Source organism: Hymenobacter aquaticus (assembly GCF_004765605.1).
In the GTDB taxonomy this organism is placed as follows: Bacteria; Bacteroidota; Bacteroidia; order Cytophagales; family Hymenobacteraceae; genus Hymenobacter; species Hymenobacter aquaticus.
On record NZ_SRLC01000002.1, the window covers coordinates 648654 to 661749 of the forward strand.

7 protein-coding genes are annotated in these 13096 nt (G+C 60.8%); 2 read left to right on the top strand and 5 right to left on the bottom strand.

Translation table 11 applies throughout. The annotated features are described in order from the left end of the window. Positions 1-2: 2 nt before the first annotated feature. A complete protein-coding gene (locus E5K00_RS15515; RefSeq protein ID WP_135464226.1) occupies positions 3-1229 on the bottom strand; it encodes a Pycsar system effector family protein in 1227 nt (408 codons plus the stop codon). Between the two features lie 293 nt (positions 1230-1522). On the opposite strand from E5K00_RS15515, the gene E5K00_RS15520 reads away from it, so the two are divergent. Continuing rightward, positions 1523-5368, top strand: a complete 3846-nt coding sequence (locus E5K00_RS15520; protein WP_245328310.1) for a metallophosphoesterase — start codon at positions 1523-1525, stop codon at positions 5366-5368. A gap of 184 nt (positions 5369-5552) precedes the next feature. Beyond that, positions 5553-6692, top strand: a complete 1140-nt coding sequence (locus tag E5K00_RS15525) for a DUF6268 family outer membrane beta-barrel protein (protein ID WP_135464228.1) — start codon at positions 5553-5555, stop codon at positions 6690-6692. A gap of 74 nt (positions 6693-6766) precedes the next feature. Here E5K00_RS15525 and ppk1 read toward each other — a convergent pair whose 3' ends face one another. The 4 genes from ppk1 to E5K00_RS23270 form a co-directional block, all read right to left on the bottom strand. Further along, positions 6767-8869 (bottom strand): polyphosphate kinase 1, encoded by a 2103-nt coding sequence (ppk1, locus tag E5K00_RS15530; protein ID WP_135464229.1) that lies wholly within the window; start codon positions 8867-8869, stop codon positions 6767-6769. Positions 8870-8949: 80 nt separating this feature from the next. Further along, positions 8950-9447, bottom strand: a complete 498-nt coding sequence (locus E5K00_RS15535) for a SixA phosphatase family protein (RefSeq protein WP_135464230.1) — start codon at positions 9445-9447, stop codon at positions 8950-8952. 181 nt (positions 9448-9628) lie between these two features. Continuing rightward, positions 9629-11260, bottom strand: coding sequence for a GEVED domain-containing protein (locus tag E5K00_RS15540; protein WP_245328311.1), 1632 nt, complete (start codon positions 11258-11260; stop codon positions 9629-9631). Positions 11261-11705: 445 nt separating this feature from the next. After that, positions 11706-12986 carry a M43 family zinc metalloprotease gene (locus E5K00_RS23270; RefSeq protein ID WP_135464232.1) on the bottom strand — a complete coding sequence of 427 codons (1281 nt, stop codon included), beginning with the start codon at positions 12984-12986 and terminating at the stop codon, positions 11706-11708. Between the last annotated feature and the right edge of the window lie 110 nt (positions 12987-13096).

The window sequence follows — 13096 nt, forward strand, 5'->3', positions numbered from 1 at the left end:
GCCTACGACTTGTAGAGCAGCACGATGCCGAAGGACAAGGCCGTCAGAATCAGGCCGACCATGAAGATGGTGTAGCTGATGCGCAGCAGCCGGTACTTGCGGGCCAGCACCTCGCCCAGGTAATAAATGTCCGTCACCATGTTGGTGTAGAGGTTGTCTTTGTTGCGCATCAGGCCCGTCATGCCGCTCTGGAAATCGTCGAGGCTGAGCTTGGTGAAGTTGCCGAAGAAGAGCAGGTTTACGCGGCGGTTGGTAGCCACCTGCGGACTTTTCTTGAGCCACTTAAAGCTGGTCACGTCGGGCTGGGCCGACAGGATGGCCGATACCACCGAGCCCAGAGCCGTAGCCAGCAGAATGCCCATCGGCACCGTCAGGATGGGGTTGCGGGTGAAGGCCGGCCCGATGGCCGTGGTTTTGGCCCCGAGGTAGGTAATAATAACCGACATAATCACCGCGTTGAGGCTGATCATCATGCTGGCCTTCTTGTCGGCCATGTCCGAGAGCTTGATGTGGTTGCTGTAGGTGGTCCGGAACATCGTTTCGACGCCCCGCTTGCCCTCGGCGAAGTTGCCCTGCTCTTCCTGCTCCCGCTTCTTCTTTTTCTTCTCGGTCTTCTTCAGCAGCTTGCGCTGGTCCTTGATGTTTTCCTTGAACTGCTCCTTGTACCGGTCCTTGGCTGCGTCGGTCATGAACTTGGAGGAGAGCAGGTAGTCGAGCTGGGTTTCGGCCCACTCCACGCTGTCGTAGCTGCGGCCCAGCACGGTTTCCCACTCGGCCCGCAGCAGCTCGCCGTTGGCAAAGAAATCCTCGCGGCCCATGCTGCTCAGGTCGGCGTCCACCATCAGCTGCTGCAGCTCGGTTTTGGCCGTTTCGTCGCGGTGTGTGGCCTTGATGATGTCTTTTATCAGGGCAATCCGGTCGGCGGGGTAGCCTTGGCTTTGCAGCCACTGCTCGGCCAGGGCCATGCTGCGGTATTCGTGGCCGTCGTAGACCTCGGTGTAGCCCGCGTCGTGAAACCAGGCCGCCAGTACCAGGGCCTCTTGGTCTTCGCCGCTTAGCTCGGTGGCCTCGCCCAGGGCTTTGGCCTCTTTCACGGTGCTGGCCGTGTGCTTGAAGGAGTGGTACACCAGCGGCTTGGGCAGCTTTTCCTCGAACAGCGTCGTGATGTAGGCCTTGGCTTTTTTCAGAATTTCGGCTTTAGCCGGTTTTAGCGTCTCAGTAGTTTCCATGTGGCGGAAGTAGTTGGGGGCGGGCAGCCGGCTGGATGCACCCCGTATTCGCCTAGAACGCGAATCGCAGAGCGAAGTTTTTGCCCGGCCCGAGCCCAACCGTAGCCGGAAAGATTGCGTAGGGCAGCGCAGCAGCCGTCAACGCCCGATGCGCGGTGCCGTATGCTACAGTTTACGACCTTTTTGGCCGGGGCCCAAGCCCTTTTCTACACCTCCCGCGCTGCTTTTACGTTCATTGCTTCTATATGAGAAGACCTTTTCTGCTGGGTTGTTTCCTGCTTGCACTAAGCAGTATGACCACTGCTTTTGCCCAAAAATCTCAAACGCCTCACCCAACCCGGCCCAATTATAACCACGGCGCGGAAAACTGGGAAAGCAAAACCCCGCCCGACAGCAGCCGCATTCGTTACTCCATCTTCCTGATCGGCGACGTGGGCAAGCCCGTCGCGAAAGCCGACGGGGGCGAACCGTCGCTGAACTTTTTGCACCAGCAGATCGTGAAGGCCGGCTCTAAAAGCACCACCATTTTCCTGGGCGACAACGTGTACGAGTACGGCATGCCCCGCGAGGGCGCCTACGACCGCAAGGTGTCGGAGGAGCGCATGATCGGGCAGCTCGAAACCCTGCGCGGCTACGCCGGCGAGAAGTACATGATTCCGGGCAACCACGACTGGAAGCAGGGCCAGACCGGCGGCGTCGACCAGGTAAATCGCGAGCAGCTGTTCGTGGAAAATTACCTGACCAGCGACTCGGCGGCCTTTCCCTTCACCGGCGACTTTTTCATCCCGCGCGATGCTTGCCCCGGCCCGTTTGAGGTGCGCCTGCAGGACGACATTCTGATGATTGCCATCAACTCGCAGTGGTTTCTGCAAACCAACGGCGAGCGGCCCTACGGCGGCAACAGCGGCTGCGGCGTAGCCAACGAAACCGACTTCTTCACCCAGCTCGAAGACATCATTCAGCGGAATCAGAACCGCAACATCATGGTCATTGCCCACCACCCGCTGTTTTCGGATGGTATTCACGGGGGCTACTTCACCCTGGCCGACCATTTCTTTCCGCTTTCCATCGTCTATAAGTACGCGTTTCTGCCCCTGCCCATCATCGGCTCGGTGTATCCGTTTGCCCGTAAGTACGGCGGGGTCAGCCAGGATATTCCCCATCCGCAGTACCAGGCCTACAAGAAGGGGCTGATGGAGATTTTCGACAAGTACCCCAACGTCATCTACGCCGCCGGCCACGAGCACAACCTGCAGTATTTCAAGATAGGCTCGACGCACGAAATCGTGAGCGGCTCGGGCTGCAAAACCCAGCACGTGCGCCCCGGCAAGAGCGGCGACGCCATGTTCTCGGACAAGGAAAAAGGCTGGTCGCGCGTCAATTACTACGACAACGGCGAGGTCTGGACCGAGTTCTGGATTCCCAACGACAAGGGCGAAAGTGGCCGGCTGGTGTTCCGCACCCCGCTCTACGCCAAGGAAACCAAGGTGGTAGCCCAGATTCAGGAAGTGAAGAACGTGAAGCGGCCCAACTTCCGGGACAGCACCGTGACGATGGCCGTGAACAAGAACTACGACGAGCGGGGCAAGTTTCACCGCTTCCTGTTCGGCGAGCATTACCGCAAGGAGTGGGCCACGCCCGTCACCTTTCCGGTGCTCGACATGGCCACGGAGCGGGGTGGCCTGGAGCCCTACAAAATCGGGGGCGGCAAGCAGACGGCCTCGCTGAAGGTGCGCAACGAGGAAGGCCGCAACTACACCCTGCGCGGCCTGAACAAGGACCCCGCCGCGGTACTGCCCGAGGCCCTGCGCGAAGGCGCGGCCAAGGATATTCTGCAGGACCAGATTTCGGCCCAGCACCCGTTTGGCGCCTTCCCGGTGGCCGTGCTGGGCACCACGGCCGGCATTCTGCATACCAACCCGCAGCCGGTCTTTATTCCCCAGGACCCGCTGCTGGGCCAGTACTACGAGCGGTTTTCGAACACGCCGGCCATGATTGAGGAAGACGCCAAGGACGACCAGAGCAACGTGGCCTCGCTGGGCAACGCCGAAAACCTGGTGGGCACCGACAAGGTGATGGAGCGGCTGATCGACGACAACGACAACCGCGTCAACGAAAAAGCCTTTGCCCGCTCCCGCCTCTTCGACATGTGGATTGGCGACTGGGACCGGCACGAGGACCAGTGGCGCTGGGCCGAAACCAAGGACAAGGACGGGGACCGGAAGTTCACGGCCGTGCCCGAAGACCGCGACATTGCCTTCTTCAAGGGCGACGGGCTGCTGCCTTACCTGGCGTCGCGCAAGTGGGCCATCCGCAACTTCCAGAACTTCGGCTACGACTACGCCGACTACAAGGGCCTCAACCTGACGGCCCTGGCCAACGACCGGGTGTTTCTGGCCTCGGTGACCAAGGAAGACTGGGTGAAGCTGGCCGAGAAGATGAAGGCCGACCTGACCGACGCCGAAATCGAAAAGGCCTTCCGCAGCCAGTGGCCCAAGGAAATCTACGACCTGCACGGCCCCGAAATCATTGCCAAGCTCAAGAGCCGCCGCGACCTGCTGCCCCAGCTGGCCGCCGACTACTACGGCACGCTCAACGCCATTGCGGAGGTGAAAGGCAGCTCGAAGCGCGAGAAGTTTGAAGTGGAGCGCCTCGAAGGCGACAAAACCCACGTGAAGGTCACCAAGATCAACAAGGAAGGCAAGCTGACCAAAACCCTGTTCGACAAGACATTCGACAAGGAAACCAAGGAAATCCGCCTCTACGGCTTCTCGGGCCGGGATATTTACAACGTGTCGGGCCAGTCGAAGGGCGGCTCGTTGCTGCGCATCATCGGCGGCACCGACCGGGACTCGATTACCGACAACTCCCGCGTGGGCGGCCTGGGCCACAAAACCCAGATCTACGACGCCGACACCGGCAACGTCATCAACGCGGGCAAGGAAGCCCGCCTGCGGTTGCAGCCCGGCACCGAGGTCAGCCAGTACGACACCCACCCGCGCACCGACCGCAAAGACTACAGCCTGAACTACTTCGGTCCGGCCCTGTACTTTGGCTACAACGTCGACGACCGGCTGTTTTTCGGCGGCGGGGCAACCTACCGCACCTACAGCTTCCGCAAAGCGCCCTTCTCGACCGAGCAGACCCTGGCGGCCAACTACTCGCCCTCGCAGCAGGCCTACAACGTGCGCTACAACGGGCAGTTCGTGGATGTCATCGGCCGCTACGACCTGCTGGTGAATGCCCAGCTCTACGGCCCGCAGCTGCTCTACAACTTCTTTGGCGAAGGCAACGACACCCGCAACGAGCTGCTGGGCTCAGACGACCGAGTCCGCAACCGCGACATCAACGACACCTACCGGGTGCGCTTCTCGCGCCTCTACGTGAGCCCCGTGCTGGAGCGCGACGTGTTCAGCTTCCTGAAGGTGGGCATCGGGCCGCAGTACGACCAGTTCCGGGTGCAGCGCAACCCCATCGGCAGCCAGATTGCGGCCGGTCTCGACCCGAGCAACAACGGCCGGGAAGGTACTGCCGCCGTGGGCATCCGCTCCTCCGACTTCGGCATGAACCGCTACCTGGGTGGCCGGGCCTATCTGAACATCGACGCGGCCAGTTCGCCCAAAAACCCGCGCATCGGTTTGCGCTGGTACAACGAGGTGCAGCAGAACTACCAGCTCAATGCCGAGCAGCTCAACTTCGGCCGCATCACCTCCGAGTTCCGCTTCTACCTCACGCCCAACTTCCCCTTCCAGCTCACCTGGGCCGGGCGCATCGGGGCCGCCCGCAACTGGGGCGACTACCGCTTCTACCAGACCAACACGCTGGGCGGCACCACCAACCTGCGCGGCTACCGCCGCACGCGCTACGCGGGCCGCAGCACGGTGTATGCCAACGCCGAAGCCCGCCTGCAGCTGTTCTCCTTCAACGCCTACCTGGTGCCCGGCAAGTTCGGCATCCTGGGCCTGGCCGATGCGGGCCGCGTGTACTCGGCCTACGACACCCGCTCGGGCATCGACGCCTTCCACACCGGGTTTGGCGGCGGCGTCTGGGTCGACGTGCTCAAGCAAGCCGTTATCAATGCTACTTACTCGGTAGGGGAGGAAAAGCTGGTGTTCGTCGGCTTCGACTTCCTGTTTTAACCACCCGCCGCTTCGGCCCCAATCGTGCCCCGTACGGCTTGCTTTTGGCAAGTGGTACGGGGCATTTTGCCGGGTCCCGAAATGAATCCTGGCTGGGCGGTTTTCGGCCTATCCTTTTCGACTTAAACACGTTTAGAAGCGGGTGTTCCTTCGTCGCGAAACCCTCGCGCTTTTACTGCTCTTCATGAAGACTCGCTCCGTATTGCCGGTTACTATTCCCGTTCGCCACTTTCTGCTTTCCGCCGGTTTCAGCGGCCTTGCCCTGGCCGCGCAGGCGCAGGTAACGCCCACCACGCCGGTGTATCCGCTGCCGGCCCCATCGGCCACCGATACAACTGCCGCCGGCGTCGATGCCCAGCAATTCGCCACGCCCTCGGTCGTGGGCATGGGGCCCAGCAAAGGTCTGATCTTCCATTACGAGCGGGTGCCGCGCTTCAACGTGGCCACCAACGGGCAGAGCGTGGGCCTAGCTGACTACAACACCCAGGCCACCAAAAATGCCCGCCTGATCATTAAAGGCTACATTCCGATGCTGAACCACCCCCACCTCAAGCTGATTCTGGGGGTGAACTATGAGCGGGAGGAGTTTCAGTTCCGGGACCGGCCCACCGGCTTCGAGCTCTACGACAACATCGAAAACAAGGGCCTGAAAACCCTGGGCACCCAGCTGGCCGTTATCCGGCCCGTCAACGAGGTGAACTGGTACATCTTCCGGGTGAAGGGCGAGCTGAGCGGCGACTATACGTCCTCGGAGCTGAACGTATCCGACTACCTGCGGGTGTCGTCGGAGTTTCTGTACGGCTGGAAGCGCAGCCCCATGTTTTCGTGGGGCGTGGGCGTGCAGCTGGGCTACACTTTCGGCCGCTTCAGTCCCTACCCGGCCCTGCTCTACAACCGCACGTTCAACAAGCACTGGGGGATTGAGGCCCTGTTTCCGGCCCGCGTTACGGCCCGCTACAACGCCTCGCCCCGGTCCCTGTTTTTTGCCGGCTACTCCGTCGACGGCCTCAACTACATCGTGAAGCAACGCACGCCGCTGGTCCGCAAGCTGGAAAACGGCCAGGTCGACCAGGGCAAAACGGTGCTGCGTACCCTGGAGCTGCGCGAAACGGAAGTCAAGTTCCGGGCCCGCTGGGAGCGGGAAATCTACGATTTCCTCTGGTTTGGCCTGGAAGGCGGCTACCGCTACAACTACGCTTTCGACGCCTTCGACCGCACCAACTCCGACCGGGAGAAAATCATCGACAGCAAGCTGGCCAACGCCCCCTACGCCAGCGTCGAGCTGTTTATCGTGCCCCCGCGCAAGTTCCTGAAGCGGCAGTAAAGCCTGGCAAGTCCGGAGCCAAAAAGGCCCGCTTTCCTCACGGGAAGCGGGCCTTTTCGTGTTGTAGCCGACGCTTACTTCTTGGCCGCCGGGGCCTTGCGGCGGCGGCTCAGCTTGCGCAGGTACTCGTAGGTTTCGAACTGTGCCCGGATCTGCGGCGCCGACGGGTCGTCTTGGCCCAGGAAGTTGTTGTGGTAGTCCCGGGACTTCACGTTGTCCTGCCGCTGCAGATCCAGCAGGTGGCGCACCTCGGCCCGCAGCTCGTCGTTGTAAATCGGGAAGGCCACTTCCACCCGGCGGTCCAGGTTACGGGCCATCCAGTCGGAGGAGGCCACGTACACCTTTTCCTGGCCGTTGTTGCCAAATACGTACACCCGGGCGTGCTCCAGGTACCTATCGACCATGCCGCGCTGCTGGATGTTGGTGCTCTGGCCCTCGAGCTGAGGCACCAGGCAGGAAATGCCCCGGATGAGCAGCTCCACCCGCACGCCGGCCTCACTGGCTTCGTAGAGCTTCCGGATCATCCGCTCGTCCTGTAGCGCGTTCAGCTTCAGGATGATGTAGGCGTCCTTGCCCGCTTTAGCCAGCTTGATTTCCTTGTCTACTAGCGCGTTCAGCTGCTCGCGCAGCTCAAACGGAGCCACCAGCAGGTGCTTGAAGCCGGACTTGGGCTGCCGGTCGTGGAAGTAGCGGAACACTTCGGCCGCTTCGTGGGTCAGGCGCGGATCGGCGGTAAACAGGCCGTGGTCGGCGTAAATGCCGCTGGTGACTTCGTTGAAATTGCCGGTGCTGAAGTAGGCGTAGAAGCGGTTCTGCTCGTCTTCGGTGCGCGTAATGAGCAGCAGCTTGCTGTGCACCTTCAGATCCGGAATGCCGAAAATAACGTTGGCCCCGGCCTTCTGCAGCTTCTCGGCCCAGTACATGTTCGATTCCTCATCGAAGCGCGCCTTGAGCTCGACTACCACCGTCACCTGCTTGCCGGCCTTCACCGCCTTGAGCAGGGCCTTGGCCACTTCGCTTTTGGCCGAAACCCGGTAGAGCGTGATGCTAAGGCTCGTCACCTGCGCGTCGGCGGCGGCTTCCGTGATAAAGCGCGTCACGTAGTCGAACGACTGGTAGGGCAGGTGCAGCAGATGGTCGCGCTCGGCAATGGCGGCCAGCATTTTGCCGGCCGTGCGGGGCAGCGTGGGGTGGGGCAGCGGGGGCTGCTCCTGGTACTTGAGCTGGTCGAGGCCCAGGTCGGGGAAGCCGAAAAAGTCGCGGAAGTTATGGTAGCGGCTGCCTTCCACCAGCTCGTCCTTGCCGATGCCGGTTTTCTGCATTACGGCTTTGAGCACGGCCTTGGGCATGGTGGGGTCGTAGAGCAGGCGGGCCGGGTAGCCGGTTTCGCGCTTTTGCAGGCTGCTCTTGATCTTGGCCATCAGGTTGCCCGATACCTCTTCCTGAATGTCGAGCTCGGCGTCGCGCGAAATCTTGATGGCGTGCACCTCGACCTTCTCGTACTTCGGAAACAGCTCGGCCGCGCAGCACCTAATAACGTCGTCCAGAAACATCACGTAGCGCTCTTCGCCCTCGGCGGGCAGCTCCACGAAACGGCCGCCGTGGCGCTTGGTGGGCAGTTCCATGGCCAGCACCCGCTCGTCTTCCAGGCGCTTTTTCTCCTTCACCGGCTGCGTCAGCAGAAACGTGAGGTACACGGTCTGATCTTTCAGGAACAAGTGGTGCAGGTTGTCGTCCAGGATAACCGGGGACAGCAAATCCTGCACTTTCTCCCGGAAATACTGGTGCACCCACTCGCGCTGGGGCGCCGTCAGGTCGTGCTCGGCCACGAGGTGAATGTGCTGGCGGTGCAGCTCGGGCAGAATGTCGTTGCGAAACGTGTCGCCGAACTCCTGCTGCTGCCGTTTTACCTCATCCAGTAGGTTTTTCAATTGCTCGCCGGGGTCTTCCCCCAGCTTGGCCCGGGTTTTTTTCTTGAGCTTCACCAGGCGCCGCAGCGTGGCCACGCGCACCTTGAAGTACTCGTCGAGGTTGGAGGAGAAGATAGCCAGAAACTTGAGGCGCTCCAGCAGCGGCACATCGGCGTTCTGGGCTTCCTGGAGCACGCGGCGGTTGAAGGTGAGCCAGCTTAGCTCGCGGTTCAGGAGCAGCGGACCGCTTTTTTTGGTTGATTCCATACGGGGAGAAAAGCAGAGCGAGCGGCTCCACACAATTAAGGAGCCGGCTTTCTGGTGACGCAATCCGGTTGATTCGGTGACTATTCCGGCTGATTGCGGGGGTAGTCGTAAAAGTAAAATTCGGCGTTGCTACGGTCGGCTTCGGCCCAGCTGGCGCAGTTGAACTTCACGCACACGATGGCCGCCGTGGGCAGCTCATTCAAAGGGCTGGGCGAAATGACGTTGGCAAAGTCCGTGATAGTGGGGTTGTGGCCTACCAGTAGCACGCTGTCGGCACCGTTGGGCAGCTGCCGGACTATTTCCGCCAGGCCGGGCACCTCGGCGCGGTAAATAGCCTCAATCACCTGAATCTGCTGGTGCGGATATTCTACTGCCTTGGCCACCAGCGCCGCCGTACTCATGGCCCGCACCGCCGGGGAGCTGACCAGCAGATCGAGGTGAATGCCGCGCTTGGCCAGGGCCTGCCCCATGCGGGGCGCGTCGGTGCGGCCCCGGTCGTTGAGGGGTCTTTCCTGGTCGCTCAGGTCATCGAAACTCCAGCTCGATTTGGCATGACGCATCAGGTACAGGGTTTTCATACGGTGCGGATCTAAGGGTGGGCAGGCCTCTTTACTGTTGGCCTTCGGAAATGGTTATGAAGATTAAAGTACGGTGCTCGGCCGGGCCAAAACAAACAAGGCCCGCCGTTGCCGGCGGGCCTTGTCGGGAAAGTAGCATCAGGTAGCCGCGCGTGAGGAATATCGGCTGCCCGGGGCTGGATTATTGCTTCACGAAGCGCTGGTGCGTTACCTGCTGACCATCGGCGATGGTGAGCATATACACGCCTTTGGCCAGCTGCGACACGTTCAGTTGGCCGTTGGCAAACTGCGCCTGCTTCATTTCGGCACCGCGTACGTCGTACACTTTCACCGCTACGGCCGCCGCGTCCCGATCCGACGGGATTACCACGTTCAGCACGTCGGTGGCGGGGTTCGGATACACCGAATACTCGGTAGCACCACCGCTCAGGCGGGCCGTCGATTCCATGCGGGCGGTACCGCCCGTGATGTTGATGGTGTAGTCTTCCGTTTCGCCGTAGCTGTAAGAGCCGCAGCTGGTCGTGGCCGAAGCGTCGCTCATCACCACCCGCATGCGGGTAGCGCCCGACTTAGCCGTGGTGGGCACCGTGAAGGTCGAAGAACGGGTGGTCGTGGCGGTGCTGGCCGCGGCGTTTACTACCAGCTCACCGGCATCGGTGAAGACGCCGTTCTGGTTGTAGTCGATGTAGACTTTGAAGTACTCCGAGTAAGCCGTGCCAGCAAAGCCGGCGCTGTAGCTGATGGTCTGCGACGAGCCGGCCGCTACCGAAGTGCTGGTAGCCGTGCCGTTGTAGTAGCCGGCATCAGCGCCTGAAGTGCGGGCAATAGTGCCCAGCTTCACGTAGTCGATGTACTCGTAGGCTACGCTGGTGCCTTTCGACGAGCAGTAGGTAACGGGGGGAGGCGTGGTGCCACCGCCGCCGGGAGCCGTGCCACCGAGCGAGGTTAGCAGCGAGGCGCGGCTCCCGCCGGAGGCGAACAGCGCACCCATGCGCGACGATTGACCTGTGGAAAACATGTACATGCAGGCGTCATCGGTGTAATCCATGTAGTTCATGAACATGTCGCCGTTGGTCGTGTTGCCGCAGGTGCGACGCGGGAACGCAGGGCAGCCGCTGTTCGAGGTCTGCTGAGTAGGCGTGTCGCTCACCAGGTCGTTGCCGCAGTTGGCATCGCCCCAGATGTGGCGCAGATTCAGCCAGTGACCTACTTCGTGAGTTGCCGTGCGGCCCAGGTTGAAGGGCGCCGACAGGTAGCCGGTACGACCAAAGTAGTTGGGCCCGATAACTACGCCATCGGTGCTGGCCGCGCCCCCGGGAAACTGCGCGTAGCCCAGAATACCGCCACCAATGTTGCACACCCACAGATTCAGATACTGGCTGGCGGGCCAGGCGTTCAGGCCGCCGGTGCTGGTGCTCTTCATGGCATCAGCGGTGCCCCAAGTGGTTTTGGTAGTCGATTTCCGCTCGATACCGGTGGTAGCGTTGCCATTTGGGTCGCGTTTGGCCAGCACGAACTGTAGGCCAGCGTCGGCTGCGAGGCCGGCAAAAGCCGCCGGCGTTTTGCTGACATCCGAATTGAGCTTGCGAAAGTCCTCGTTCAGCACGGCTATTTGCGAGGCAATCTGAGCGTCCGAAATATTTTCGTTGGTATTGCTATACAGCACGTGCACCACTACCGGGATAGTACCCAGAACGGCAGTGGTCCGGTTGGCGGTAGGGTTAGCCTCGAATGTACGTGTCTGGTTTTCAATAGCCGCCATGCGTTGAGCCAGCGAAGGGTCGGCGGCCAGTTGGGCTTCTAGGGCTTCCATGGTGGCGCACTGCCGCGAATTCAACGATTTCTGCGCTTGCGCTTCAGAAGCTAACCCGAGGCCCAGGCAGGCCAAGGCAACTGCGTAAAAGGTTTTTTTCATGTGAAATGAAATGATTTGGTTGTGGAAAGGGAGAACGAGGGTGCCAATGTATTGAAATTTTACACAGTATTGCTCTGTTAGGATGTGATAATTGTAATTTTTTAGCTGAAATACTTCGTCGTATTCAGCTTATAGGCCTTTTTCTGTTACGATTTTGCAATAGCTGCATAATGGTTTTAGCAAGGTCAGTAATTATATTATTCCAGGCTGCGCGCCAGCAATAAACCCCAAAAGAAAAGCCCGCCAAGATTGGCGGGCTTTTCCGGTGAGTGATGTGTGGATCTTGGAACAGAAGGCTGAACAGATGCTGCAACAGCTGTCAGCACGTTGCCAAGATAAAGGTTTATTGCTTTTCGAAGCGCTGACGGATGGTTTGCTCGCCGTTCGTCAGGGTCATCTGGTACAGGCCCTTGGGCAGCTGCGCCACCGATACCTGGCCCTGGCCGTTGTAGGTAGCCTGCTTCATCTGGTGGCCTTGCAGGTCGTATACCTGCACCGACCAAGCCTTGCTGGCCGTCGTCTGGGGCAGGGTCAGGTTCAGCACGTTGCTGGCGGGGTTGGGGTACATGGCCACTTCCGCCGCCGAGCCAAACGTGTTGGAGGCCGCCATGCGGGGAGCGGTGCCGCCCAGCGACGTGAGCAGCGAAGCCCGCGAACCACCCGTGGTGAACAGCGCGTCCATCCGGGCCGACTGGCCGCTGGTGAACATGTACATGCAGGCGTCGTAGGTGTAGTCCATGTAGTTCATCGACATGTCGCCCTGGTTGCCGCAGGTTACGTGGGGGAACGTGGGGCAGCCCCCGTTCGAGGTTTGCTGAGTCGGGGTATCCGCTACCAGGTCGTTGCCGCAGCTGGCATCACCCCAGATGTGGCGCAGGTTCAGCCAGTGGCCTACTTCGTGGGTGGCCGTGCGACCTTTGTTGTAGTTGGTAGCCGAGCCGCCGGGAACCGACGAGTACAGGCATACCACGCCGTCGGTAGCGGCGGCGCCGCCGGGAAACTGCGCGTAGCCCAGCAGGCCCTGGCCGAGGTTGCAGAACCACAGGTTCAGGTACTGGCTGGCGGGCCAGGCGTCGCTGCCACCCTTATTGCTGTACTTCACGAAGTCGTTGCTGCTGAACGAGCGGGTTTTGGTCGACTTGCGGATTACGCCCGTGGTGGGGGCACCGCTGGGGTCGCGCTTGGCCAGCACAAACCGGACGTTGGTGCCCGCGGCTACTCCGGCGAAAGCCGACGGCACCAGGCTGGCATCGGCGTTGGCTTTGGCGAAGTCGTCGTTCAGCACTTTAATCTGCGCGTCAATCTGGGCCTGCGAAATGTTCTGGGCCGTGGTGTTGTAGACCACGTGTACCACCACCGGAATCGTCACCGTGGCGGTTATCCGGTTGGCGGCCGAGCCCGACAACACCTGCGCGGTGTGGCGCTCTACGGCGGCCATGCGCTTGGCCAGGCTGGGGTCGGCGGCCATCTGGGCCTCCAGCACGTCCATCGTGGCGCACTGGCGGGTGGGCAGCATACCGGTGCTGGTCAGATCAGCGGGGGCGGCGCGCTGGTCTTGGGCCTGAGCGGCGAAATTTCCCAGCCCGAGGCAGGCCAGCGCAATTGCGTAAAAGTTTTTCTTCATGTGGAAAGAGAGAAATGGTTTGGAAGGAGGAACGGAAAGCCTGTCAATCTAGGAAATGTATATGTAAGATCATACTAAATGGTGTGCTTTGATTGATAAAATTCCAAAAT

Excerpts from the sequence above, each read along its gene's own strand:
- E5K00_RS15515 (WP_135464226.1), bottom strand. The coding sequence starts at position 1,229 with ATGGAAACTACTGAGACGCTAAAACCGGCTAAAGCCGAAATTCTGAAA.
- E5K00_RS15520 (WP_245328310.1), top strand. The coding sequence starts at position 1,523 with ATGACCACTGCTTTTGCCCAAAAATCTCAAACGCCTCACCCAACCCGG.
- E5K00_RS15525 (WP_135464228.1), top strand. The coding sequence starts at position 5,553 with ATGAAGACTCGCTCCGTATTGCCGGTTACTATTCCCGTTCGCCACTTT.
- ppk1 (WP_135464229.1), bottom strand. The coding sequence starts at position 8,869 with ATGGAATCAACCAAAAAAAGCGGTCCGCTGCTCCTGAACCGCGAGCTA.
- E5K00_RS15535 (WP_135464230.1), bottom strand. The coding sequence starts at position 9,447 with ATGAAAACCCTGTACCTGATGCGTCATGCCAAATCGAGCTGGAGTTTC.
- E5K00_RS15540 (WP_245328311.1), bottom strand. The coding sequence starts at position 11,260 with ATGGAAGCCCTAGAAGCCCAACTGGCCGCCGACCCTTCGCTGGCTCAA.
- E5K00_RS23270 (WP_135464232.1), bottom strand. The coding sequence starts at position 12,986 with ATGAAGAAAAACTTTTACGCAATTGCGCTGGCCTGCCTCGGGCTGGGA.